The 25,609-nt window shown below is 60.9% G+C and carries 17 protein-coding genes, 1 pseudogene and 1 other annotated feature; of the genes and pseudogenes, 7 read left to right on the forward strand and 11 right to left on the reverse strand.

The annotated features are described in order from the left end of the window. Window positions 1-14: 14 nt before the first annotated feature. Both PO605_RS06655 and PO605_RS06660 read left to right on the forward strand, forming a co-directional pair. Window positions 15-3,146, forward strand: coding sequence for an efflux RND transporter permease subunit (locus PO605_RS06655; protein WP_012203670.1), 3,132 nt, complete (start codon window positions 15-17; stop codon window positions 3,144-3,146). A 66-nt stretch (window positions 3,147-3,212) separates the two neighbouring features. Beyond that, complete coding sequence (locus PO605_RS06660; protein ID WP_012203671.1) at window positions 3,213-3,587, forward strand: hypothetical protein; 375 nt, start codon at window positions 3,213-3,215, stop codon at window positions 3,585-3,587. 368 nt (window positions 3,588-3,955) lie between these two features. On the opposite strand, the gene PO605_RS06665 is transcribed toward PO605_RS06660, so the two are convergent. After that, complete coding sequence (locus PO605_RS06665; RefSeq protein WP_012203672.1) at window positions 3,956-4,441, reverse strand: ASCH domain-containing protein; 486 nt, start codon at window positions 4,439-4,441, stop codon at window positions 3,956-3,958. Next, on the reverse strand, window positions 4,425-6,596 hold the full coding sequence (locus PO605_RS06670) for a GNAT family N-acetyltransferase (protein ID WP_012203673.1): 2,172 nt from the start codon (window positions 6,594-6,596) through the stop codon (window positions 4,425-4,427). Before PO605_RS06670 ends, PO605_RS06665 begins: the two co-directional genes overlap by 17 nt. A 942-nt stretch (window positions 6,597-7,538) precedes the next feature. On the opposite strand from PO605_RS06670, the gene PO605_RS06675 reads away from it, so the two are divergent. Together PO605_RS06675 and PO605_RS06680 are read left to right on the forward strand one after the other, a co-directional pair. Continuing rightward, window positions 7,539-7,775 carry a hypothetical protein gene (locus tag PO605_RS06675; RefSeq protein ID WP_012203674.1) on the forward strand — a complete coding sequence of 79 codons (237 nt, stop codon included), beginning with the start codon at window positions 7,539-7,541 and terminating at the stop codon, window positions 7,773-7,775. Window positions 7,776-7,845: 70 nt separating this feature from the next. Then, window positions 7,846-8,346, forward strand: a complete 501-nt coding sequence (locus tag PO605_RS06680) for a hypothetical protein (protein WP_012203675.1) — start codon at window positions 7,846-7,848, stop codon at window positions 8,344-8,346. Window positions 8,347-8,712: 366 nt separating this feature from the next. On the opposite strand, the pseudogene PO605_RS06690 reads toward PO605_RS06680, so the two are convergent. From PO605_RS06690 to PO605_RS06705, 4 genes and pseudogenes are all read right to left on the reverse strand, one after another. Continuing rightward, window positions 8,713-9,431: pseudogene (locus PO605_RS06690) on the reverse strand (IS3 family transposase); the annotation flags it as partial. After that, window positions 9,085-9,215 (reverse strand) — a sequence feature (AL1L pseudoknot). (Overlaps the previous pseudogene by 131 nt.) A gap of 302 nt (window positions 9,432-9,733) precedes the next feature. Further along, window positions 9,734-11,584, reverse strand: a complete 1,851-nt coding sequence (locus PO605_RS06695) for a DUF3732 domain-containing protein (protein WP_012203678.1) — start codon at window positions 11,582-11,584, stop codon at window positions 9,734-9,736. Beyond that, window positions 11,581-12,036 carry a three component ABC system middle component gene (locus tag PO605_RS06700; protein ID WP_012203679.1) on the reverse strand — a complete coding sequence of 152 codons (456 nt, stop codon included), beginning with the start codon at window positions 12,034-12,036 and terminating at the stop codon, window positions 11,581-11,583. The genes PO605_RS06695 and PO605_RS06700 overlap by 4 nt, the downstream gene beginning before the upstream one ends. Further along, the gene (locus PO605_RS06705; RefSeq protein ID WP_012203680.1) at window positions 12,033-13,310 is read right to left on the reverse strand and encodes a hypothetical protein; all 1,278 of its coding nucleotides are present in this window, start codon (window positions 13,308-13,310) and stop codon (window positions 12,033-12,035) included. Before PO605_RS06705 ends, PO605_RS06700 begins: the two co-directional genes overlap by 4 nt. A gap of 200 nt (window positions 13,311-13,510) precedes the next feature. On the opposite strand from PO605_RS06705, the gene PO605_RS06710 reads away from it, so the two are divergent. Next, the gene (locus tag PO605_RS06710) at window positions 13,511-14,671 is read left to right on the forward strand and encodes an IS30 family transposase (protein WP_012203681.1); all 1,161 of its coding nucleotides are present in this window, start codon (window positions 13,511-13,513) and stop codon (window positions 14,669-14,671) included. Window positions 14,672-14,844: 173 nt separating this feature from the next. Here the strand turns inward: PO605_RS06710 and PO605_RS06715 are convergent, their stop codons facing one another. From PO605_RS06715 to PO605_RS06725, 3 genes are all read right to left on the reverse strand, one after another. Next, complete coding sequence (locus PO605_RS06715; protein WP_012203682.1) at window positions 14,845-16,980, reverse strand: helix-turn-helix domain-containing protein; 2,136 nt, start codon at window positions 16,978-16,980, stop codon at window positions 14,845-14,847. A gap of 464 nt (window positions 16,981-17,444) precedes the next feature. Next, on the reverse strand, window positions 17,445-18,512 hold the full coding sequence (locus PO605_RS06720; protein ID WP_272206191.1) for a 2,3-butanediol dehydrogenase: 1,068 nt from the start codon (window positions 18,510-18,512) through the stop codon (window positions 17,445-17,447). Between the two features lie 69 nt (window positions 18,513-18,581). Beyond that, window positions 18,582-20,384 (reverse strand): NAD(P)/FAD-dependent oxidoreductase, encoded by a 1,803-nt coding sequence (locus PO605_RS06725; RefSeq protein WP_017406502.1) that lies wholly within the window; start codon window positions 20,382-20,384, stop codon window positions 18,582-18,584. Window positions 20,385-20,704: 320 nt separating this feature from the next. On the opposite strand from PO605_RS06725, the gene PO605_RS06730 reads away from it, so the two are divergent. Beyond that, window positions 20,705-22,663 (forward strand): sigma-54-dependent Fis family transcriptional regulator, encoded by a 1,959-nt coding sequence (locus PO605_RS06730; protein WP_272206192.1) that lies wholly within the window; start codon window positions 20,705-20,707, stop codon window positions 22,661-22,663. A 95-nt stretch (window positions 22,664-22,758) separates the two neighbouring features. Here the strand turns inward: PO605_RS06730 and PO605_RS06735 are convergent, their stop codons facing one another. Then, window positions 22,759-23,556: an SDR family NAD(P)-dependent oxidoreductase gene (locus PO605_RS06735; RefSeq protein ID WP_047474604.1), complete on the reverse strand. Its 798-nt coding sequence runs from the start codon at window positions 23,554-23,556 to the stop codon at window positions 22,759-22,761. A gap of 118 nt (window positions 23,557-23,674) precedes the next feature. On the opposite strand from PO605_RS06735, the gene PO605_RS06740 reads away from it, so the two are divergent. Further along, window positions 23,675-24,574, forward strand: coding sequence for a LysR family transcriptional regulator (locus tag PO605_RS06740; protein ID WP_047474602.1), 900 nt, complete (start codon window positions 23,675-23,677; stop codon window positions 24,572-24,574). Between the two features lie 29 nt (window positions 24,575-24,603). Here the strand turns inward: PO605_RS06740 and PO605_RS06745 are convergent, their stop codons facing one another. Continuing rightward, window positions 24,604-25,596: a Bug family tripartite tricarboxylate transporter substrate binding protein gene (locus tag PO605_RS06745; protein ID WP_017406504.1), complete on the reverse strand. Its 993-nt coding sequence runs from the start codon at window positions 25,594-25,596 to the stop codon at window positions 24,604-24,606. Window positions 25,597-25,609: the final 13 nt, after the last annotated feature.

The raw sequence follows: 25,609 nt of genomic DNA on the forward strand, positions 1-25,609 counted from the left end.
CAGGAGACACACTCATGTTCAACTGGGTCGTTAGAAATAGCCTCCACAACCGGCTGTTCGTACTGGTCTTTGCGGCCATTTTGCTGGTCTATGGAGCCATTACCGCTTGGCGCACGCCGGTGGATGTGTTCCCGGACCTCAATAAGCCGCTTGTCACCGTCCTCACCGAGGCCGGCGGCATGGCCCCTGAAGAAGTGGAGCAACTCGTCACCTTTCCGTTGGAGACGGCGCTCAACGGGATGCCCGGCGTGACACGGGTTCGCTCCATGTCCGGAGTGGGTCTGTCCATCGTCTACGCAGAGTTCGACTGGGGCACCGACGTATACCGCAACCGACAGTTGGTATCGGAGAGACTTTCACTCGCTCGCGAGCGACTCCCTGCCGACGTCAATCCGATGATGGGGCCAGTCTCATCCATCATGGGCGAAATCATGCTGCTCGCGCTTCCGCTGCAGGGCACTGAGGGAGGAACGGCCACGCCGATGGAGGCACGGGAGTACGCCGACTTTGTGCTGCGACCACGGCTGTTGTCGATTCCTGGCATCTCACAGGTGATCCCCATCGGGGGCGATGTACGTCAGCTCCGGGTCGAGCCCGACACCGCAAGGATGGCGCAGTTTGGAGTGTCGCTCACGGAGGTCGAGGACGCCTTGCGCGGGTTCTCGTCCAATGCGGGGGGCGGCTTTATCGACCTGAACAGTCGTGAGTTCCTCATTCGGCATGTAGGACGAACGAACCGTGTTGAAGACTTGCAGGGCATTGCTGTTGCATGGAGAAACGGTCGCTCCATTCTCTTGGAGCAGGTTGCACAGGTCTCCTTTGCCGCTGGTATGAAACGTGGTGATGGCGGCTACAACGGCGCGCCTGCTGTGGTCGTCAGTGTGCAAAAGCAACCTGCGGGCGACACAGTCGTTCTGACGCAAGCCATCGAGTCGGCTTTGGAAGAGCTCAAGCAAGGCCGCCCAGCTGGCCTGCAAGAGCCGCGTGTGTTGTTCAAGCAGGCGGATTTCATCAAGGCGTCCGTGGGGAACGTCAGTGAAGCGCTCCGTGACGGCGCCATCATGGTAGCCATCGTGCTCTTTGCGTTCCTGCTATCAGCGCGGACCACACTTATCTCCCTCGTCGCCATCCCGCTCTCGCTGGCGGTGACGGCGGTAGTCTTCAAGCTGCTCGGACAGTCCATCAATGTGATGACATTGGGAGGCCTGGCCATCGCCATTGGCGAGCTGGTCGACGATGCTGTCGTGGACGTGGAAAACATCCTGCGACGGCTGAAGCAGAACCGCCAGTTGCCCAGGCCACTGTCGACCATGGAGGTGGTACGCCACGCCAGTATCGAAGTGCGCTCAGGCATCGTTTACGCCACCATCATCGTGTGTCTGGTGTTCGTTCCTCTGTTCGCTCTTCCCGGCATCGAAGGGCGGCTCTTCACACCGCTGGGCATTGCCTACATCGTCTCCATCCTGGCATCGATGCTGGTGTCCATGACCGTCACGCCGGTGATGAGCTCCTACCTGCTGCCAAAGATGCGCCGTATTGACCATGGTGACAGCACATTGGTCACGCATTTGAAGCGCTGGGATGAGGCGCTGCTGAGCTGGTCCTTTCCGCGCACCAAGATACTGCTTTGCGCGGCAGCTTTGGCCGTTGCCGGTGCAGCAGCGAGCGTGCCATTCTTCCCGAGGGCGTTTCTGCCGGCTTTCAACGAAGGCTCCCTGGTTCTCGGAATGGTCTTCAACCCCGGGACATCACTGGCAGAGGCTAACCGGATGGGCTCACTGGCTGAAACACTCATCAAGGAGGTTCCAGAGGTAACGCAGGTGGGGCGTCGTACCGGACGTGCGGAGCTGGACGAGCATGCGGAGGGTGTGCACTCTGCAGAAATCGATGTCGACCTTCGCCGTAGTCAGCGGGACCGAGAAGCCATCATGGCTGACATCCGCGGCAAGCTTTCCGTCTTGCCCGCGCAAGTTGCCGTTGGCCAGCCCATCTCACACCGGTTGGACCATCTCTTGTCGGGCGTTCGCGCGCAGATTGCAGTCAAAGTTTTCGGTGACGACACTGACACCCTACGTGGTTTGGCGGAGCAACTACGCCTGGGGATGTCGACCATTCCTGGCGTGGTGGACTTGTCTGTTGAGAAACAGGTGCTTATTCCCCAAATCACGGTGCGCATCGACCAGCGCAAGGCAGCGCAGGCAGGCATCTCTCCCGGGGAAGCCGTCCGTATCCTCCAAGCCCTGACAGATGGAGCACACAGCGCGCAAATTGTCGATGGCGTAAAGCGGTACGAGTTGGTGCTGCGTTTGCCAGATGGGGCTCGAACGCCCCAGGACCTGGAGCGTACCCTCATCGATACTCCGTCGGGACGTATCCCTGTGTCTTCCATCGCGACGGTCGAGCAGAACGACGGCCCAAACCAGATTGGCAGGGAGAACGGGAGGCGCCGCATTGTTGTCTACGCGAACACGGATGGCAACGATATGAGCTCCATCGTGAGCAATATCCGGAGCGTGATTGGCGGGGTGACGCTGCCGGCTGGCGCGTTCATCAGCCTTGAGGGACAGTTCCAAGCTCAGGAGCAGGCCGCGCAACTGATTGCCAGTCTATCCGTGCTGTCCCTGTTGCTGGTGTTCCTGGTCCTGTACTCCCGGTACAAGTCTGTCACGCTGGCGGCCATCATCATGGCGAACATCCCCCTCGCCTTGATAGGCAGTGTGGTCGCCATGTGGATTGGAGACATCAGCCTCTCTGTTGCCTCAATGGTGGGCTTCATCACGCTGGCCGGCATCGCGACGCGCAACGGCATCCTCAAGGTCAGCCATTACATCAACCTCTGCAAGTTCGAGGGGGAGACGTTTGACCAGGCCATGGTTGTACGCGGCTCACTGGAACGATTGACTCCAGTCCTGATGACTGCGCTCGTTGCCGCGTTTGCTCTGACTCCTTTGCTGCTGTCTGCCGACGCACCCGGCAAGGAAATTCTGCACCCAGTGGCTGTCGTCATCTTCGGCGGTTTGGTGAGTTCAACGCTACTCGACACATTGATGACACCGCTGATGTACCTGCGGTTCGGTCGCAAGGCGACAGAGCGTCTCATCACCGACCAACCGGAAGAATCTCACGACGTTCAACACGCGTACTGACGCGTGCACTCAGATAGGCGACACCGCAGCCTCAACTTGCGGTCAACTTGAAACTTGGAGATGGAAATGATGAATCGTAAAACTGCCCTGGCCGTCATGCTCGGCTTGTCTGCGTTGGCCTTCAATGCTTCCGCCCATGGCCCTAGCAAGGCCCAATATGGAGGCGTGGTTCAGACCGCTAGCGACCTGTCGTTTGAGCTTGCGAACGAAGGCGATAAGGCTGCGCTGTACATCGTGGACCACGATGCGCCTGCAGACGCCAGCAAAATGAGTGGCAAGCTGGCCATTCTGAATGGCACCGAGAAGAGCGAGGTCGAACTCAAACCGGTCGGGGGCAACAAGCTCGAGGCTACGACGAAGTTGGTGTCTGGTGCTCGCGTCGTTGCGACGGTGACCACGGCTGAAGGCAAGGTCATCACGGTCCGATTCAAAGCCAAGTAAGCTGGGCGCATCGGGGCAGAAGTCCACAGCCCGAAATCAGTTTTTTTGCACTTCTGTGCCAGATGCGTTTCTAGGGGAGTCTTGCAAGGAGCGGACAAGACCATTGAGCGAGCCAACTATCCAGGCATACCGCCAGAATTTCCCATCAGCGAGATGACTTCCGCAGTTGCCGGTGCTCGCCCCAAGCTAGGCCTGATCGAGGAAGGCGGGAAGTTCTATACACCCGGCACCTCACCCTCTGAGGTGTTGAATGCTTTCGAGGTTTGTAAAGATCTCATCGCGCAGATGGTTCCATACTGCAAACGCAAGCTCGCTCAGGCCGTAGCAGAGCCTGAGGGTGTTTGAGGCGTTTGTTTCCATGGGGCGCCTCAGGCCAGTTCCAGCTCAGTCTGCAGATTTTGCGACGTCGCGGGCCTGCCGTGAAGAGCTTGGCTCATCACGTGCAGTAAAGGTCCATCATTTGCGACATTGGCGAAGAACTGTGGTGGGTGAAAGCCTCCCGACACGTCGCGCAGCTTGCTCAGCGGGATGGGGGACGTGAGCTCAGTAGGCTCACTCAGGCCCAATGCAAAGGCTTTCGAAATACCTGAAAAGTATTCGAAAAATTCTTGGCGCTTGAGGCCCGATACGGTGCCAAATCGCCTCCACAGTGTGCTGGGGGCGAGCGTGTGCAGGCCTGTGACAGTGGCGCAGCCGACGATGCTGCCGACCGGCATCTTTACGTAGAACCAGACCGTTGATCCAAGGGCTACGTGCATAGGCCGACGACGGAGCTCAACGGTTTTGGTGCCCTGCAGAATCCTGTTCGCATGCCGTTCTTCAAGAGAGATCAGGAAGTTATGCGGGGCGTTCATGCGGAAATCCTTCGAGGAGAATGTTTTCGATCTGCTCGGATGTGAGCGATCGACTTGTCAGCAGTTGGGTAGGCTCGCCACAACCGAGCCTCTTAAGGCGCGCCAGCGGCACAGGGTTTGGCAGTTTTCTAAGGTTGCTGAAGGCCACGACGGCCTTGATTTTTGACTTGCCGATGGTTGATAGATCGACTTCCTCAAGCGCCGATCGGTCCAAGTCCCCTTTGTCGACCATCCCCTCAGCACTCAGGTAAGCGTTTGTCACCCGTGCAACAGCCACCACGGCTTTGAGTCCTTTGTGGCGCCCAGATTCGTAGAAGAACATCAAGCTCCCACGTCGGAACGCCTTTAGGGTCTGCGGCGAACTCAAATAGTGGCGTTGCTGGTAGAGCAGAGCTTTGGCGCTCGGCAGCAGCTGCATCTGATCTAGGTGATCCAGCAAATGTTCTGCATAGTCTCGCAGGATAGGCACGAGCACCCCAGGTCGGCCAGGCATGCAAATCAGCGCTGGCGAGAGCAAAGTTTCCAAAGCGAAAGCTGTCAGCTGGGTGCGTTGACCATCGGGCCGAGTGAGTTCGATGTATTGGTCTGGATCTCGGAAAATCGGCATCGACGTTGGCAGGCCGATTTCGCTCGCGCTTTGAAGTTTCGAGCGGTGTGTAGACCAGTTCTGGGCAAGGACCACGCTGTAGAGCGATACCTTGTGCAGCTCCTGCGCCTTGTTCGTGCCGGTGAAGCCGATCTCAAGTGCAACCTCCCTGACAGACGCCTGCTGGGGAGCGAGGTTCAGCCGAATGCGTTGAACCTCTTTTTCAGCCCTTCCCATCAAGTGAACGAGCATCAGGCGTGCTGCGTCATGTGCGCACGTAACCCGTTCATCGACCGCGAGGTAGGCATCGCAAGTGCCTCCTCTGAGACCACTGGGCCACATCAGATACCCAATAGTTTGATCCTCTTGCACAACGATGTAGCGATGGCGGGCCCGGCTGTTGCCATCATCTGCAGCCCAGGCAGTGGACTGATCAACCAGAGCTACGCCCAGGCGCGCAAGGAGTTCGCGGACCGCAACCTCGTTGCCACAGGTGAGCTCCTTCAGCTCCAGCGTGTCACGTGTGCTGGCTGTGATGGCGCCAAGCTCCGGGTCAATCTCCCCCAAAATCTGAAACGCAGATGGGGAGAGCACTTCGATTCCATACCGCAGGCGAAGCATGGCCGATGCATCGCGAATGGAACCATCGCTGGTCACCAACCCTGCTAACTTGTGATGTATCACTGTGCCAAGGTGCCGCAGGTCAGAGAGGTCGTTTGCTGTCAGGGCACCTGCTGCGAAACGCTCCGCAAAAATAACGGGAGCAAGTTCGTTGGTGAGCTGCGTCATGACATCGCCAGGGGGCACTGCGAACTTCGGGAAAACTTGTCCTAGACCCTGCATGGGGTCGGTCTTTCCGCTTGTTGCCGACCGCTTGAGCTCTGTATCAAACTCGGTGCTCAATGCGAGGCGGCACACGCCCAAGCGCTCTAGCGCAAACAGGTCGACAACATCCTGATGCCGTGCTCTGCGCGGACCCAGGTCGAACATGACGTTAAGGTCCAGCAGATAGAGTTTGGTGGCTGCAGAGGGCTCGACAGCAAGGCCCAGAGGATCTCGATGGTTCAGTCCACTGGGCGCAAAAAGCTGCTGGGTCGGTAGTTCGTGGCTGCGCACCACCAGCGTCCGGCCCCTTGTCTTCCCTCCTGGCGTGGTGCGATATGCATAGAACTCCTGGCTTTGCCAAAACTCCTGGGAGGAGCGAAGGTCTTCAGCGACCCGAGCATCAATGGCGATGTAGTTCAACGCGCTCAAATGTGCCTTGAGCGAGTCGAGCATTGTCTTTGCGACGTTGTGGCGGCGGCACCTCGAATCGACATGGATCTGCATGACGTAGCCCCGCGGAAACCGCGTAGCAAACAGAAGGTGCCCCGCATAACGTGCCTCATTAGCTTGGCGAGCAACCGCCACGATAAGCCGTTCACCGGTTGCAGCTTCGTTGTAGACCTTGAACGGGAACCAACCCAACGCATCACGGACAGTTTCAGCGGCCTCAACCACCTGAGCAACATATGGCAGGACATCTTGGCGTTTCGAAAGTAAGTCGATCGTGAGCTTTTGGGTTTCCATGCAGTCAACGCTCCACCTTTTTAAGTCGATGGGCAGGACTGTATCAAAGCTGTTACGTATGAAAGCCGCCAGTAGAGCAAGGGGCGCTAAGCTGCAATGAATCAAAGTCGGGAGGCGATAGATGCGCTTGCCTTTAGAAGCTCTCACCTTATGCTTGCATGTGGGTACCTCCAACGCCTGATTGAGACCGCGCTGGCGGCCTGTCACGCATACAGATCCCGGAGAGGGTTTTGGTATGGGTGATGCTTCCATAGAGGTAACTGTATATAAATACAGTACATTGGTCAAGTCCGAAGAGCATCAAGCTGGTGCAGAGCTCCCGCTTAAAGGCGGCGCGACCGGGACAGGGGCGCCCCATCGCCAAGCCGAAGACCTCATTGCTGTGTTGCGGGAGCTTCATCAGGACGGCGAGCTCTCGAGCTTGGTTGCCGATGGAGCGATGCACACCAAACCCAGCCCCTAGACTCTGCCGCTACGAAGGCGTTCTTCTGCGGAGCGGGAGCGGGGTTGAACGGGCATGGCCCCTATGCCTCTACCTGAAGGACGTGCTCACGCGCCTGCCCACACACGTGCCAGCCGGACCGAAGAATTGCTGCTGTATCGCTGGCAGGCTGAGGGCGCCGCCTGATCAATGCCTGTGTTGCCTGCGACGGTCAACATGGGATTGCCGCGCTGTTACCATAGACCTGCTCCGTGCGTAGGCTATAGTGCTTGTTACGAATTCGCTCGCAGATCTTATTCAACAACTACGTGGTGCGTAACATAGGAGATGCGGTGGGTTTTATGGCTGCGTTTGGTACTGTATTTTCATTCAGCACACCTGCAACAAGGCCAGGCTACAAGCCCCTTGCTGCTTCTTTTAAGTGCCGATTTAGATCGCAAGCATCAGATATGATCTGCGTTTTTTGCGATCCATAATCCGTTATGCCGCAGGATAAATTCATGACTGGCCTAAGCATTCTCTTCGCCTCAAAAGATGGCGGCTCAATCACGGCAGACGATGCAAGGATCATCGATTCAGCCCTCTCGGAAGTTTGCTCATCAGGCATTCCGGATGACCAGGTCGAGAATGTAGTGGGTTACCTAGATACGAATTTGTTGTATAACAGCGCAGCAATGCCAGCCCACCAGGTGGCTGCGCTTGATGCCTTGAGGGCAAATCTTGAGGCTCGTCGTTGAAGCGGCTTCACTCAAGCGTTAGGTACTCGAGATCAGATCGGCGACACCGCAAACAGGAGGTGGATGCAAGATGACCAAATATGCAGGCGCGCAAGACACTTATCGCGAACTCGTCGAAGAATCAAATGAGAGTTGGCTTTTGGGTCTCGTAGCTTTTGCTGTCGTTGAAGAGCAGCGCGTTGAATGGATGCGACACTACGAGAAGAGCCACGGCGCTCTGCCGACTGCGGATCAGGTTCATGGCTGGTACGAGCAGCAACCACCGGGCGCCCTGTTGCGTGCAAAGGGTACTGCAGAGAATGCCTTGCTTGCATACTCAGAACAGGTTTCCGCCGAGTTAGATGCGGAGTATCGGAAAGAAATCGAAAACGGAATCGTGGTCGGCGAGATCAAAGAGCTGAAGCAGTTCTGGCCGCAGTTCGGAGTAAACGTGGCGGGCGGTCTTACTAGCGCACTATTGTTTGCAGCCATCCTCACCGTGGTCGCATTCCTGGTGTTCAATGACACATCTCCAGTCGAAATGGTGAAGAAGTCAAATCAATCTTCCGTAGGAGTGGAACATGGCAATTAGGCCCGAAGTCACCGGCAAGCGTGCCGCTACGGCCGCTTCCAAAGTGCTACGAAGCAGCGATTCAAGTAAATCTGCGAAATCCGCTGCCGGATCTGCCTTGTCTCAGCACAAAGCACCACCAAAGGTCACATCCACAAAGGCAGCGACTGCCGCATCTGCCGCGTTGCGTAGCGCGGGATCAAGCAAGTCGACAAAGACTGCTGCGGGTTCGGCACTGACACAACGTGCAATTCAAAAGAAGTAGGCGGGGCACATTGAGCGGCGTGGCACGGGCACCTTGTCCTTCCATTAAGACTGGCTAACACCACCGATCCACGAAGCGTGTGCAGATGATCGCTGCCGCCAATTTCAGCAGTGCTTCGTGGACAACCAGCCCTGCCAAGTAGAGACGTACGTGAAGTCGCTGACCCATAGCTGGTTGGGCCGCTCGACAAGAAACTGCCGGTTCATCCGGCCCAGTGGGCATGGGGCCTTGGCATCGCCGATGGTGGTACGCACGACCTTGCCGCGCGTCACGCCGCGCAGTCCCATGCTGCGCATCAACCGCTCGACTGTGCAGCGGGCCACGACGACGCCTTCGCGTGCCATCTGTCGCCACACCTTATCGGCACCTTAGACCTGCATGTTGGCCCGCCAGACGCGCTGAATTTGCGGCATCAGCAGTAGTTCTTCGCGTTTGGCTCGGGCACAGCGCCTGTGGGGCTCGCGCAGCAGCGCGGCATGCCGCCGATATGCCGACGGAGCAACCTGCAGAACCTTGCAGAGCGGCTTGACCCCGAAGGCGTGGCGGTGCTGGTCGATGAAAGCCTTTACGACTTCAGTCGGCGTAGGGGGCTTGCCAGTCGAGCTCCGCCTGGGCGAAAAACGTTCAATATCTCGTTGGCCCCGCGTAGTTCCTTGTTCTCACGCTCCAGTTCCCTCATCCGCTGCGTCTCGCCGGTCGTGATGCCTTCACGCGCGCCGGCATCGACCTCGGCGCGCTTGACCCATTCGTTCAGGGTCTGCGGCACGCAGCCAATCTTGAGAGCGATGGACTCGATGGTCGCTCACAGCGACGGGTATTCCCCACGGTGCTCCCGAACCATCCTCCCCGGACGCTCACGGACCTCGGGCGAGAACTTGTTCGATTTGCTCGTGGCTCAATCCTCTCAGAGTGTTGAGCATCTGCGAAAACCGGGGCGGTTCAGTTCTTTGCTTACCGGTCGTCGTGCTATGAGGGCATTGAGCATAACCACTCTGACGGACCCTCTGGGGCAGTGGTGTTAGCCACTCTTAGTTGAGCGCGCGACTAACCATGTTCAGCTCGCTTCGGGATGTTGCGCCACGAAGAGGTCGGTCGTATTCGTAGTGAGCGGTTTGGTGCCGCTCACCGGCTTGACCAAGACAACTATTCCTTCGCTGGAGAGGCGGGTCTGCGTAGGATCAATCCATAATCCTCGCGCAGTTCACGATCAACTAGGTGGAATCGTTCCAACCCCAGGCCTGTCCAATGAGTCTCTTCGATATGTTCCAGCACGATGATTTGAAAGCCTCCATGCGCGTCCATTTCCTTGACGAAGCCGTTGAGTTCGCTTAGCACGACGTCAAGGCTGACGATATCGTCGGTCGGCTTTCCGTCGGTCCAATACGGCGTACTGGGTTGGTCCAGCACCAAGAACGATGGCATCCAGGGTACGCGCTGAAGCTTGGCGATCTCGTGCAGTGCAAGAAAATAGGCGACATGTAGGTAGAGGTAGTTCGACGCACTGCCAATGTCCGGCATTTTCTCTGTCTGCGAGAGATCCGGGGAGTACAGGGTGATCAGGCGTTCCCGCTCGGCAAGATGCGCGAAAAAGCCCTCGTAACCCTTGAGTTTCAGCCGCGTCAAACGTGCGTTGATGCGTCGGTTGAGTTCTTCCTTGGTGTGGGCAGTCTTCTGCAGGTTAGCGTCGACTGCTTCCTGCAGTTCTCGGATCGGCGCATCGAGGTCGTCGTTGATAACTGGTTGGCGCAAGTCGTCGCGTCTGGCGTAGAGCTCAAGCTTCGACTCGAGCCGGCCAAGATACCGATGGTAGGTCTGCGGACTCCGGCGCATCGCCTGACTTTGCTGTAATTCCGCCTGTCTAGCACGTAGATCGACGATGCGCCTTTCGTTATCATCGATCAGCGTTTGCACCTCCTTGAGAAAGGGGAAGGTGTCGCGGCTGCGGATAGTTCGCTGAATATCGTTCAGTTCCCTCTGAAGGCGCGAAACCACCTGATGGGCCAGGAACGACGGAAACACCTGCTCTAAATCGGCGTCGAATATGCTGGCCGGTTTAAGCGCATCGGCCATGTTCCGGAGCGCACCTTTATGGTGGTCTCCGTTTTCGACGAAAGCCACCAACCGGCGGTTCTTCGTGCGTAGCTCAAAAATCTCGGCCTCAATTCGATCTTCTTCATAGAGTTGTGCTGGCAAGATATCGGCCATGTCGAGCGCTAGCCGGAGTGCATTGATCTGTTCCGTAGGCGTATCCGGGAAGTTGTCGACTAGGCCAAAAGACATGGCTTCGCGGCCGAGCTGCTCAAGCTCGTCGGAGAACGCGTGGACCGCCTTGTCATAAATCCCCTGCTTTCTCGCTTGCGCGGCCTTCTTGCGTTCGAGGTCAGCCAGTTGACTGCGCGCGAGCGCTGTCTTGACGTTCTCTGCACCGATGGCCATGCGAAAAGTCCGTTCGATCCCTTCCTGGTATCGGCCATCACTTGGACGAATGTACAGATAATCTGGGGCGATGATGGTCGTCTGATCCTGATAACAATGCGCCAGGAAGTTGCGAAACGAGACCTTCTGACCAGCCTGTATGAACTTGCCGCCGTAAGGAACCTTCAACTCGGGATCGATCCCGAAAGCCTTGTTGAGGACCCGCTTGAGGTTATCGATACGGATATTCGGTGTCGGCCGCTCTGGGATGATTCCATCCTCACTGAAGTAGGCGCGATCTCTGTCCTGTTGCGCCTCCGAAGGGCGGGCGATGACCAGTTCCTTGCCGTCGATGGTAAGCCTGATGCCATACCAGTCGACCTTGGAATCGATATTGGTCTTGGATATACCCTTGGTTTCACTGGCCAGCAGGCAATAATCGATGATGAACAGGATGGACGATTTTCCCTTGCCCGCATCACCGGTAATTACGTTGACGTGGTTGTGTCGAAATTCCAGATTTCTGAACTGCTGGTCTTTCTGCCAAAGGAGAATGTTCGATATCTGAATGTTGCTCACAGCGCTATCCGAAAGGTTTGATACAGATCAACGGCTGGCTCCCGCAATAGTGTGGCCAGGTGCGGACCGGCGCCCATGATGTCACTGGCAGTCTTGCCGACGCGTGCCGGCTTGTTATCGTCGAAAAAGACTTTCTCAAGCACAATTTCACTGTTAACCAGCTGGGTCATGCCCATCTCGCAGGCAAGCAATATAGTGTTGAGTGAGGTCAGAGACAGATCGCTGAAGCGTGCGCTGACGGTGGTGAAAGCTTCGGGGTGCGACAGGATTAGATCCTTGCAACTCACGATGGCGCTGCGCTGATCCTTGAGTATTTTGCGAATGCTGCGGTCGAACAGGAGAGGCAAGACGAGGAACGCTTTGGAGAGCGGGAGTCGCCTGTCTGGTGCGTACTGCAGAGCTGTCTGCAGTGCAACTGCACCGAGCAATTCGTTGGTGGACAGGGTACTCATGATTTGAATTTCGCCTCCCAGTCCTTCGTCCAGCCGATTCTCGGCTGATCCGACAGGCTAATGAACTTGCCACGGCTCATGGCGATCGGCAGCGAATTTTTATTGGCAGTCAGCGACTCCTTGATGGTTTGCTTGTAGCAGGCATAAGCCGCTTGGCGGTGTGCTGCCTCGTCGGCATGCGCATCGCGGTGAGTATCCCGATGGATCTCTGTCCAGATACCGTGCGCGCTGTTTTCCAGCCGAAGATTTTCAACTTGCCCAAAAAGTCCGCGGTCGCACAGTTCCTCGATGAAGTCTTCGGCGACCTTCATCTCAATGCCGCGATCGATGATTTCTTCGGATGCGATATTGAGCGCGGCAAGCTGCGCCTGGAACTTACTGTTCAAGAAGGACAGTTCTTGCGGACGGCGATAAGAATAATGGCGATCCACAAACTCCTCAAAATTTGCTTCGTCAGTCCTCGCGGCCGTCAGAATCAGCCTGAATCCCATCCGTTTTCGGAAATCATCGAAGGAAATGCTAACCTTCTCGTTGGCACAGATGGTCTTGAACTTGTACTCCTTGAAAGCCCCGATCAAGGCTTGGCGGGTCGCTAGGAGCCGGCTATCCGGCACTGAGAGGTAGGTCAGGAGCGAGTCGATTCGTGCGAGGATCCCGCTGTTGTCCGCATGGAACTCGAAGCGTTCGAAAAGAAAGCACAGGTCGACATCGGATGCTTGCGCCAGTGCCCTGGCGTAGCCCGCGATTGGATTGGGAGATGCCTCGGGGGCTTTCTGCGCGTCTGTAGCAGCGATGTCATGGTGTGTCTCACGAATATGCGTGATGATCGCTTCGATGTCTTTTTTGGGTGCCTTGAGCAGACTGATAAGTGTCTGGCTGTTCAACGCCTTATTCGTATATATTCGAAAACCGACCTCGCCGTGCTGCGGCAGTTCGGGTAACGCTTTAAGCCAGTTGGCGAGCGTTTTCCACAGGTCGCAGTCACGATCAGTGATGTTGCCTCCGGACAGGCTATGCTTGACCTGATACAGGAGGAACTTGCTGGATATCGTCTCGAGGTGGATGTCATCTAAGACTTCGAGCCCCAGTGATTCGCCAGGCTTGAGTTCCAGGAGTTTTTCGATAAACACTAGATCCTGGAATTCAAAGCCGAGTGAGGTTTTGTCTGCCGAAACTGCGTCTAGATGGCCCATATTTGTTATATCGTTGTACAGCAATTTTAATGAATGATGCCCATGCTGCGAACGCAGGCGCAATATCGCATGATCGATCATAACGTCCGGATCGACGCGTGGCTATGCATGATGACCACAGGTACCGTCCAGGCGTGCATTAGCCCCTCAGTGTCCGCTTCCCGTCGTGAAGCCGCCGCCTGGATGACCAGTTAGCGGTGGAATCAATCGGCCGCTCCTGGCTGCGAATTCAACCGGTCGATGCAACACAATGACTGCACCTGGCGCAAGGAGTGCTGGCCATGCAGCAAAGACCTCGGATCTACTACACCGAAGTACAGAAAGCGATGATGTGGGATCGCTGGAGCAAGGGCGATACCCTGCACCAGATCGGCAAGCTGTTCGATCGACCACATACCTCCATTCAGAACATCCTGGCCGCAACCGGCGGAATCCGCTCGCCAGCGCGCCATCGGTCCCGATTGGCACTGACCCTCACTCAGCGCGAGGAGATCTCGCGAGCTCTGGCAGTGGGCGAATCCATTCACTGCGTGGCTGCACGCTTGGGTCGAGCCGCATCCACCGTCAGCCGTGAGCTTCACCGCAACGGTGGCAAGACTTGCTACAGGGCTGCTCGGGCCGACGAAGCTGCCTGGGAGCGTGCACACCGCCACAAGCCTTGCAAGCTGGCGAGCAATCCAGCCCTGGCACAGATCGTAGCGGGCAAACTGCAGCATCAATGGTCGCCGGAACAGATCGCAGGATGGCTTAAACAGACTTACCCGGGGGAAAGGGACTTGCAGCTGTCGCATGAAGCCATCTATCGCACGCTCTTTGTCCAGACGCGGGGTGCCTTGAAGAAGGAACTTCTCGAGCATCTGCGGCGCACCAGAGGCATGCGTCGTTCACGGCACTACACGCAGAAGACCAGCATTCATGGCCGAATCGTCGATGCCGTTCCCATCGCTGAACGCCCAGCCTGCATTGAGGACCGAGCCGTGCCGGGGCATTGGGAGGGAGACTTGCTGTTCGGCGATGCCCATAGCCAGATCGCGACCTTGGTGGAGCGACACACGCGTTATGTGATGCTGATCAAGCTGGTGGACAAAGACTCGTACACCGTGGCTGCGGCCCTGGCCAGGCATGCCAGGAGCCTGCCGCATGAGCTCTACCGCTCCTTGACTTGGGATCGCGGCTCGGAAATGGCAGGGCACAAGCGCTTCACGTTGGCGACCGACATCCAGGTCTACTTCTGTGACCCGCACCATCCATGGCAGCGGGGTACCAACGAGAACACGAACGGGTTGCTCAGGCAGTACCTCCCCAAAGGGCTTGATCTGTCAGGCTACTCGCAGGAAGGACTGGATGCGATTGCAAGGCAATTGAACCAACGTCCCAGGAAGACACTGGGGTTCAGCACACCTGCTGAAATGTTTGATGAGTGTGTTGCGTTGACCGGTTGAATCCACCGCCGTCAGCAGTCTTTCGCCCCAAAGCCGCTACCGGCGGCCCCAGAACTGATTTCGGACACTCAGCCTAAGGCTTCAACGACTGCTGCGGATTACAGTGCGGACTGAAGATTTGTTTGGCGCGAGGGACTGCTGCCAACTAGGCGAACGGCAACGGCCGCCCGGGTTCAGCCTTGGATCAGCAGATGGCGCACCGATGCCATCGCGTCGTCCCAGGCCTCTGTAACCGCGGCCAGCACTCGCGCATCCGCCTCGCCATCGTGCTTGACGCAAAACCAGTCATGATTGCGCACATTGATTCGCTCCCGATAGCCTTTCCCCAGACCCCACTGGCTGCTGCAATCGCGCCAGAAGTCGGAGTCCCCTCGCATCTCGTCGGCGTGCACACTTTCGCCGACCAGTTGGGCCTTGCGGATCACTGCGTCAAAGCCGGCCTCCACGGACCTGATGGTCTGATGCACGAGGCCGTGTGCGTCGGCGAACTGATCGTCCTGGAGCAGGTTGTTCGCAATCGCCCGAAACTCGTTTAGCTTCGGCTCTGTGAGAATTGCGGCGAGCCGGCGTGCGCCGTGACTCAATTGATGCCCGTAGTGCAGGTTCAACCAATCCCCGTCGCGCACGATGGCAGCGTAGACCGTCCGCGGATGGGCGGCCTCGACCGCCTTGACGAGGCTGTCATGCACGTGCCGCGTTGTGCTCTTGGGCAGCGCGGCATTGTTTTCGAGCCAAGTTTGCAGTCTGCGCGCTGCGGCCTGCATCGCCTCGCGGGCCTGGGCCCGTTCATGGTTTTCTAGCAGCGCCTGCGCTCCCGAAATGATCTCCTCCAAGGCGTCGCGCTGCCACTGCCGGACTACGCGGATACGCCTGCAGACGAAGCTGCGTAGATCCTCCGGGTCATCCTCCGATGCGTTGAAGAACTCGATCGGTATTGTGCCAACGCCGAGTTGCTGGAGACGATCTGCAGCCTCGAAGCCCTTGACCTCGCGACCTTCCGCCGCGTCCTGGACCAAGACGCCGTTTTCCTTGACCATCGTCGCCTCGCCCGGCCGCGGCAGCGCCAGGATCGCTGCGTGGCTCTCCAGGGTGCGTACCCCGGCCTCCCTAGCGCGCGTCAGCAGCTGCCGGACCGGCAGAGCTGGGGTTTCATCGAACCGGCTGCACAGCACGACGACTGTATGCGGGTCGTCAAAGTGCTGCTCAAGGTCGCGACGCTCCGCCAACTCATCGATGCCGCGCGTGTCGATCAGAGTGAGATCGACCTCACTCTCCTGCAGGATGGTCTGCGGTACGAATAGTTCAATGCGCCGGGGCAGCGTGAAATCCGAGTGGCGGCCGTTGTTGATGCGCTCGAACGCGTCCTGTAGCCACTCCAGCGGGTTTGTGCCGCTGTCGGCGCTGTGCCACATATCGCGCTCTGCGCGCCGGTGCAGCTCCATGCGCGAGAGGATTTCGACCGCGAGCGCCTTCGAGTCTGTCAGCGTTGCTGCCAGCGCCCGGGCTTCGTCGCTGGCGGGCACGACCGTGCCGTCCTGCTTCCGCTCCGCTCGGCGGCGGCGCAGGCCTGCCATATTGCGGATGGCGCGCTCAATCTCGCCGGACACGCCAGGTGAAGCGGATTCACTTTCGTCGTCATCCTGCGGCACCGGTTGCGTCGGTCGGAGCAGGAAACTCGCAAAGTCAGAAACGTGGCGGCGGATTTCGTCATCGCTGCAGGGCTCGACCATCAGGCCGTAGCCTGGACCCTGCCGGACGTGAACCTCGCAAAGCGTGATGCGCCCGGTGCCGGTCTCAAGCACCGCTTTTGGCAAGCCCTTTCCCGTCGAAATCTCGAGGCCCTGCGCACTGCAGATTGCTGTCGACTTGCCGACGGCGATGGTGCCGATGAAGGCGGCGCGGAAGCGTTTGTCGGCCACGCGCGCGGCGGCTGTTTTCAGCTCGTCCTGATAACGTACCAGGCGGCGCTCGAAGAACTGCTTGACGTCCGGCCGCTCGGCCAGGTCATGAACCTGTTGGGCCGTCTGCTCAGCGCTCCATAGGAGGTCGGCATCCGGGTCGCCGAGCGGAGGTTCAGAAAGGATCTTCCATTCACGGGCGAGCATTTCCTGTAGTTTGAGAGCTTCGGGAGTGCCGATGCCGTTGAGGATCGTAGCCAGCTCGTCGCCGCCGAGCGTGCGCTCACCGCTCTCGACGCGGGACAGTACGGCGGGGCTCCAGGTGAGCTTGCGTGCGAGTTCGGCTTGCTTCAGTCTCGCCTGCTCGCGCAGGGTGGCGATGTATTTTCCAACGGCGATGTCGCGTGTCATGGATGCCCTCCGAAATTGTTTGGAAATCATCCTGCAACATTGCTGCAATGTCAATGGCAACGTTTCTATGTCTTCGGGCTCGCATACATACATGCCGCCGGCTGCGCTCTGCGCCATGACTTGCGAGCGTAGAGCTGCCGCACCACTACCAGGTAAAGCCAAGCGCTATCGACGAGAACGAAAAGACTGACGTCAGTATTCGGTGAAGGAAGAATTCAAAACTTAGTGAAAAACTTCTGGTGAAGTTCAAAACTGAGCGATCCGGGAGTTCAAAACTATGCTGCTCGAGGTAAGCCAAGTGGTTGATCTACCTTGATTCAAGGTTCAAGCCTCGAAGAGACTCGACACCTGCTTGCCAGCGGGAGGCATGTGTCGGCCCCCGCCGGGTTTTGACCCCTTTGCGCCCGGCTCCGCCGGCGACCGGCACGAAAGATGCAGGTTCGTGCAGTCGCGGTGCCCAGCGGCTATTTGAACCGTGGCTGCACGATGATCTTCACCGCCGACTCGTTGTTGTGGATCAGCGTGTCAAAGCCCTGGGCCACCAGGTCATCGAGCTGGATGCGCTGGGTGATGAAGGGCTCGAGGTTGATCGAGCCCTCCTCGACCAGCTTGATGGTTTCCTGGTGGTCGTTGCAGTAGGCGATGGTGCCGCGCACGTCCAGCTCCTTCATGACCACGCTGTGCACGTTGATGGTGGCCGGATGGCTCCAGATGGACACGATCACCACCACGCCCGTGGCCTTCGTCGCGGCCACCAGCGTGTCCAGCACCTTGTTCACGCTGGTGCATTCGAACGACACATCCACGCCCTTGCCGCCGGTGAGCTTCATCACCTCGGCCACCACGTCCACCTCGGAGGGGTCCAGGATGTGATCGGCCACGCCCGATTCACGCGCCTTTTGCTTGCGCTTGGCACTGAGCTCGGTGATGACGACGGTCAGGCCCTTGGCCTTGAGGATGGCCGACAGCAGCAGGCCGATGGGGCCGGCGCCGCCCACCAGTGCCACATCGCCGGCCTTCGCTCCGCTGCGGGTGTAGGCATGGTGGCCCACGGACAGCGGCTCGATCAGCGCGGCCTGGTCCAGTGGAATGGCATCGGAGATGGGATGCACCCAGCGGCGCTTGACGGCAATCCGCTCGGACAGCCCGCCACCGCGCCCGCCCAGGCCGATGAAGTTCATGTCCTTGGACAGGTGGTAGTTGTCGCCCGGCCCCGTGGGCACATCGTCGGCCACGATGTAGGGCTCCACCACCACATGCTGGCCGACCTGGATATCGTCCACCCCTGCGCCCACGGCGTACACCACGCCCGAGAACTCATGCCCCATGGTGATGGGTGCGGACTCGCCCGAGATGGGATGCGGGTGGCCGCAGGGCGGGATGAAGATCGGCCCTTCCATGAACTCATGCAGATCCGTGCCGCAGATGCCGCACCAGGCCACTTCGATGCCCACGGTGCCGGGCTCCACCACGGGTTCGGGGATGTCCTCGATGCGGATGTCGCCCCGGTCGTGGAAACGTGCTGCTTTCATGATTGAACTTTCTGTTTTGCAAGGCTGGGTTGGCGGGCGGCACAGCCGCCCCATGGCGATTATTCGGCCTTACCGCAGGTGATGAACTTGCTGCAGGTCATAGACACGCACCGGCAGGCCTTCCTGCCGCGCCTTGAGCTGCAGCGCCAGGTACAGCGAGTAGTGGCGCGACTGGTGCAGGTTGCCGCCGTGGAACCACAGCGCCTCTTGCTGCGTGGGCTTCCACATGTTGCGCTGCTCGCCTTCCCACGGTCCCGGGTCCTTGGTGGTGTCCGAGCCCAGGCCCCAGACCTTGCCTACCTTGTCCGCCACCTCCTGGCTGATCAGGTCGGCCACCCAGCCGTTCATGGAGCCATAGCCGGTCGCGTAGACCACCAGGTCCGCCGGCAGCTCGGTGCCATCGGCCAGCACCACCGCGTTTTCCGACAGGTGGCTGATCTGCTTGCCCGCCTGCAGCTTGATGCTGCCGTCGATCACCAGATCGCAGGCCCCCACGTCGATGTAGTAGCCCGAGGCGCGGCGCAGGTACTTCATGAAAAGGCCCGAGTCGTCATCCCCGAAGTCCAGCATGAAGCCGGTCGCCTCCAGCTGGCGGTAGAACTGAGCGTCGCGCTCGCGGATGCGGTTGTACACCGGCACCTGGAAGTCGGCCATGATGCGGTAGGGCAGCGAGGCAAAGATCAGGTCCGCCTTCCTGGTCGTCACGCCGCTGGCCACGGCGCGCTCCGAGTACAGGTCGCCCAGGCCGATGTCCATCAGCGAATCGGAGCGCACGATGTGCGTGGACGAGCGCTGCACCATGGTCACATCGGCGCCGTGCTCCCACAGGGCCGCGCAGATGTCGTGGGCGGAATTATTGGCGCCGATCACCACCACCTTCTTGCCCGCGTAGGCGTCCGGGCCATGGTGCTGGGACGAGTGCTGCTGCTCGCCCTTGAAGATGTCCTGGCCCTTGATCTTGGGCACATTCGCCTTGCCCGACATGCCGGTGGCGAACACCACATGCCTGGGGCGCAGCACCTGCGTCTCGCCATTGCGCTCCACGGTGACTTCCCATTCCTGCCGGCCCTCATCGAAGCGGGCGTTCAGGCAGTTGGTGGACGGCCAGTAGTTGACCTCCATCACCTTGGTGTACATCTCCAGCCAGTCGCCGATCTTGTCCTTGGGCGCGAACACGGGCCAGTTGTCCGGGAAAGGCATGTACGGCAGGTGGTCGTACCAGACCGGGTCGTGCAGGCACAGCGATTTATAGCGGTTGCGCCACTGGTCGCCAGGGCGCGCCTGGCGGTCGATGACGATGTGCGATACCCCCAGCTGGCGCAGCCGCGCGCCCAGCGCAATGCCGCCCTGGCCGCCGCCGATGACGAGCACGAAAGGCTGCCTGTCGCGGCCCAGTTCCTGGGCCTCCTGCTGGCGGCGCTCCAGCCAGGTCTGGCGGCCACGCCGGATGCCGTGCTCGGCCCCCATCGGGCGGCGCGTGCCCATGGGTTCCTCATGCCCCTTGAGCTCCTGGGCGGCCGTCAGCAGCGTCCAGATGCGCCCGTCCCTGATGCGGACATGGCCGCCGCCGCGCGCATGGCGCGTGTCGATCACGATCCAGGCGGATACCACGCCATCGGCCTCCTCCACCGTCTCGCGCTCGTCCAGCGAAAAGCGCACGGGCGCCGCGGCGTCCAGCTGCGCGGCCAGCATGTCGGCGATCTGGCTGCGCCCTTCCATGGTCTTGATGTTCCAGGTCAGCAGCACCAGGTCGCGCCAGTAGCATTCGTCGGCGAACAGGCGGCTGGCGGCCGCGAAGTCGCGGTCTCCCAGGGCATGGTTGAGTTGGTCAAGCATCGCCTTGGCGCGGGCGTTGGGCGTCGTATCGGTCATGGTTGTCTCCTTGATGCGGTCATGCCCGCTGGTTTTTCTTCGGGCAGGCGCTCTTACGCAATCACCATGCCAGGCAGGCCCGGCGGCAGGATGCGCCAGGCAAATCAAGGGGTTGCCTGCGCGCCTCCGGTACAAACCCTGCGCCTTGCACCCCGCTGCCCGGCGTTGCCGCCCGCGACAGGTGGGGCAGCCCTGCGACACCTGTCGCACCAGGCGTGCTGCAGCGCAGCAGGGGCAGTGGGTAAGTCTTGATTGGCGCTGCGCCGCACAGGGCACAGAATTGTCTGCGGCACGTTCAAAGCCCGCATCGACTCCACGCCATGCCCCTGCAGTCCTACGCCTCGCACATCCAGGAAATCGAAGCCTTCGGCCTGGGCTACTCCCACCGCGGGCAGGAGCGCGACCGCGCCGTGCTGCGCAGCTGGCGCCGCTGCATCGACTCCCACCGGCTCGACCCGGCGCATACCAGCGAAGCCCACATCGTCACCGAAGGCCAGCTGCGCGCGCACCGCGAGGAGTCCGAGCCGCTGATCCACATCGCCCGCCATGCGCTGGAGCGGCTGTACCAGCAGCTCAAGGGACTGGACTACGTGCTGCTGCTGGCGGACCGGCACGGCGTGGCCGTGGACTTTCTGGGGCATGAGGCCGACAAGGGCGACCTGCGCCGCGCGGGCCTGTATCTGGGCGCGCAATGGCGCGAGGACCACTCGGGCACCTCGGCCGTGGGTGCCTGCCTTGAGACGGGCGAGGCGCTGACGGTGCACCAGAGCGACCATTTCGACTTCACCCACACCGGCCTGTCCTGCACGGCCGCGCCCATCTACGACATGCGCGGCGAACTCGCGGCGGTGCTGGACCTGTCGCTGCTGCGCTCACCTGCCGAGCGGGCCAGCCAGAACCTGGCGCTCAACCTCGTCATGGCCGCGGCGCGGCGCGTGGAGCAGGCCAACCTGATGGCGCAGTCCGGCCAGGACTGGGTGGTGCGCCTGGCCCAGTCGCCCGATTTCCTCGACGTCGATCCCGACGCCTCCATCAGCGTCGATGCACGTGGCCGCATCCGCGCCATGACCCACGCGGGCGCGCGGTTGTTGGCAGCGGCCGCGCAACTGGACTGGCGCCAGCGCAAGAGCCTCATCGGCCAGCCGCTGGAGCGTTTCTTCGACGTGGACCTGCGCCACCTGTCCGAGCTGCGCCGCAATCGCCCGGCGCAGGAGCGCATCATCCGCGCCCGCGACGGCAGCATCCTCTTCGCCCATGCCATGGAGCCGCAGCGCCGGACACGCCGCCTGCAAGCGCAGGCAAGGCCGGCGCAGCCCCCGCTGCCTGCTGCGCTGCAGGCGCTGGACACGGGTGATGCCGCACTGCAGACGCTGCTGCGCAAGGCCGCGCGGCTCGCACCGCAAGAGCTGCCCGTGCTGGTGCAGGGAGAGACCGGCGCAGGCAAGGAATACCTGGCCCGCGCGCTGCATGCATCCAGCGGCCGCAGCGGCTCCTTCATTGCCATCAACTGCGCAGCCATTCCCGAGGCACTGTTGGAGAGCGAGCTGTTCGGCTACCTGCCCGGCACCTGGACCGGCGGCGCCAGCAAGGGCCGCGAAGGGCTGATTGCTGCGGCACACGAGGGCACGCTGTTCCTTGACGAGATCGGCGACATGCCCCTGGCCCTGCAGGCCAAGCTGCTGCGGGTGCTGTCCGAATCCGAAATCACTCCCTTGGGGGCGCGCGTGCCACGGGCGGTGGCGGTGCGCTTCATCTCGGCCTCGCACCAGCCGCTGGCCGAGCTGGTGCGGCGTGGCAACTTCCGGGAAGACCTGCTGTACCGCCTCAACGCGGCCGAGCTTCGCCTGCCTGCGCTGCGCCAGCGCAGCGACCTGCAGACCATTGCCGACCAGATGCTGGCCACCCTGGGCAGCCACCTGCACCTGGGCGACGCAGCCCGCGCCGTGCTGGCCGCGCACGCCTGGCCCGGCAACCTGCGCGAGCTGCACAACGCGCTGCGCTACGCCGCAGCCCTGTGCGGCCACGATGGCGACGGCACCATCGAGCCCGACCACCTGCCTGACCACCTGCACGATGCGCTGCACCGCGCACCAGCGCGCACCGCCTTGGCTGGCAATGCCGGCGAGCCCGCCGCACAGGCGCTGGAACAGCTGCTTGCGCAATGCCAGGGCAATGTCTCCGAGGCGGCGCGCCAGCTCGGCGTCAGCCGCTCCACCATCCACCGGCGCATCCAGCAACTGCAGCTGGGCGTGCGGCATGCCCATTGGCGCGGGACATAGCACGGCCTTCGCCCCAGGGCCCATGCGATGTCCATGGCGGCTGGCCGCGGCGATCGGCCCGTCGGTCTCAGCGCCAGGTCAGTCGCAGTGCAAGTTCAGTCGCAGCGTGCGGTCATGCCGCCGTCCACGACAAGCTCGGTTCCCGTCACGAAGCGGGCCTCGTCGCTGGCCAGGTACAGGGCGGCACTGGCGGTATCGCGGCCATCGCCCATGAAGCCCAGCGGGATGCGCCTGACCCGCGAGGCCAGCAGCGTCTCCACATCGCCGCCTGTGCGCTGCCTGGCCAGCCGCGCTTGCACCATGGGGGTGTGCAGCTGGCCCGGCACCACCGTGTTCACGCGAATGCCGTCAGGCGCATGCTGCACGGCCACCACGCGGGACAGGTGGATCACGCCGGCCTTGCTGGCCGCATAGGCGACCTGCGCGCTGCCGGTCCAGCGCAGGCCCGAGGTGGACGCCACGTTGACGATGGCGCCGCTGCCGCGTTCGACCATGTGCGGGAGCACATGCTTGCAGGTCAGAAAGACGCTCTTGAGGTTGATGTCGATCTGGCTGTCCCAGTCCTGCTCGCTCAGCTCAATGGGGCCGCCGGCTGCGGAGCCGCCCACGTTGTTGATCAGGATGTCCGGGACGCCCCAGGCCTGCAGGCAGGCCTGGACCATGGCCTTGACGCTGGACGAGTCGGTGACATCGCAGATGCAGGTCGTGATGGACGCTGCCGCCTCGCCGGCCAGGGACAGCGTTTCGTCAAGCCGCGCCTGGTCACGGTCCACCGCCAGCACCTTCGCGCCTTCCTCCGCCAGGCGCACGGCCATGGCCCTGCCGTTGCCCCAGCCTGCTGCCACGCATCCGGCCCCCGTAACGATGGCTATCTTGGACTTGAACCTGCTCATTGGCTTTCCTCATGTGACACGGTGGAGCCGCTGTGGCAAGCGGCGATGCAGGCCAGTTTGCGATCGATGCCGGCAAAGTTAAACTGGATGGCGCCTATACCAGCTATGTTGAATACCTATGGATCTGCGCCAACTGGAGTACTTCGTCGCCGTGGTGGAGCACGGCAGCATCAGCCGCGCGGCCGTGGCGCTGAATTTGGCGCAGCCGAGCGTGAGCCGCCAGATCGCACTGCTGGAAGAGGAGCTGGGGCAGCGGCTGCTGGACAGGACAGGGCGCGGCGTGGCAGCAACCGCGGCCGGGGAGACACTGCTGTCGCATGCACGCACGATGCTCAACTCGGCCAGCCAGGCGCTGTCCGATCTCAAGGAAATGCATGCCGAGCCCGTCGGCAGCGTGGTCGTGGGCCTGCCCCACCGGGTGGCGGCAAGCCTGGCCGTGCCGTTGATACGGGAGTTCCGGCGCCGGCTGCCGCATGCACTGCTTTCGGTGGTGGAGGGGCTGAGCCTGTCCTTGCGTGAGGGAATGATTGCGGGCCGCATCGACCTGGGTCTGATGTTCGACCCCGCTCCGACGCCCCTGCTGTCCTACGAACCCCTGATGCGCGAGTCCATGCTGCTGGTGGCTCCCAAGGGCTACCGGTTGCCTTCGCGCATCGGCCTTTCGGCCCTGGCGGACTTTCCGCTGGTGCTGCCGGGCACCCATAACCCGATACGCAGCCTCGTGGACGCCGTCCTGCTGCCGCGCAAGATCCGGCTGAACGTGGTGGCCGAGGTGGGGGCCGTGCACACGGCGCTGTCCGTGGTGGAGGAGGGACTGGCTTGCTCCATTCTTCCGGACAGTGCGTTGAATCTGGCCGGTGCCCGCACTGGCATACAGTCTGCGCCCATCGGCCCGCCGGCCATACGCAACCAGCTCGTGCTGGCCATGCCCAGGGCGCGTCCCGCGAACCGGCTGATAGCGGAAACCGCCAGGTTGCTGCGCGAGCTTGACTTTCGCAAGGGCGCCCGCGCCGTGTAGGGCATGCCTCACGGATCGGAAGCGGCAGGTCAGTCGATGCGGATGCCCGCTTCCCTGACGGCCTTGCCGATCTTGTTCAGGTCGTCAGCGATCAATTTCCGGAACTGCGCAGGACTGGACTTCGCGGGGACAAAGGACAGTTCGGCGAACCTGGATTTCAGCGACGGCGCCTCCACGGCCTTTGAAATTTCGGTGTTCAACCTGTGGGTGATGTCTGCGGGCAGGCCGGCCGGGCCCCAGATTCCGTACCAGGACAGGAGCTCGAACCCGGCAATGGTGCCCTCCGCCAGCGTCGGCACATCGGGCAGCGACGGGACGCGGGTCTTGCTGGTGACGGCAAGGGGCCGCAGACGGCCGGCCTGCACGAAGGGCATGACACCCGGCATGGGCGAGATGGCCGCGGAGACATGGCCGCCGATCACGTCCGTCAATTGGGGAACGGCGCCCTTGTAGGCGACGATGTCCATCTGCAGGCCAAGGGCCCGGTTCAGCATCTCTTCGCTCAGGTGGCTGGTGGTACCCAGGCCGGAAGTCGCCCAGGTGTACTTGCCTGGATGGGCCCTGGCCAGTTGCACGAACTCTGCCACGGTCCTGACGGGCAACTCGTTGGTGACCGCCACGATCAGCGGCACGTACCCGATTTGCCCCACGGGCGTGAAGTCACGCTCGGCGTCATAGGTTTTCTTGGAACTGACCAGCGGCAGGTAGGCATGGCTGGAGGCATTGAAGATGAGCGTGTATCCGTCAGGCTTGGCCTTCTTGACCTGCAGGGTTCCCAACAGGCCGGAAGCCCCCGGAACGTTCTCGATCACGATGGCCTGGCCCAGCTGCCTTTGCAGTTGGTCGGCCACCAGGCGGCCCACGGTGTCGATCGATCCACCCGGCGTGTACGGAATCACCATGCGGATCGGCTTGCCCGGATAGTCTTGCGCGCCCACCAGGGTGCAGGTGGCCCAGGCCGCACAGGTCATGGCGATCTTCCAGGTTTTCCTGATGGCAGCTGCGGGCGTGTGGATGGTCATCTTTGTCTCCTGA

This window comes from Delftia sp. DT-2 (assembly GCF_028401915.1).
In the GTDB taxonomy this organism is placed as follows: Bacteria; Pseudomonadota; Gammaproteobacteria; order Burkholderiales; family Burkholderiaceae_C; genus Comamonas; species Comamonas tsuruhatensis.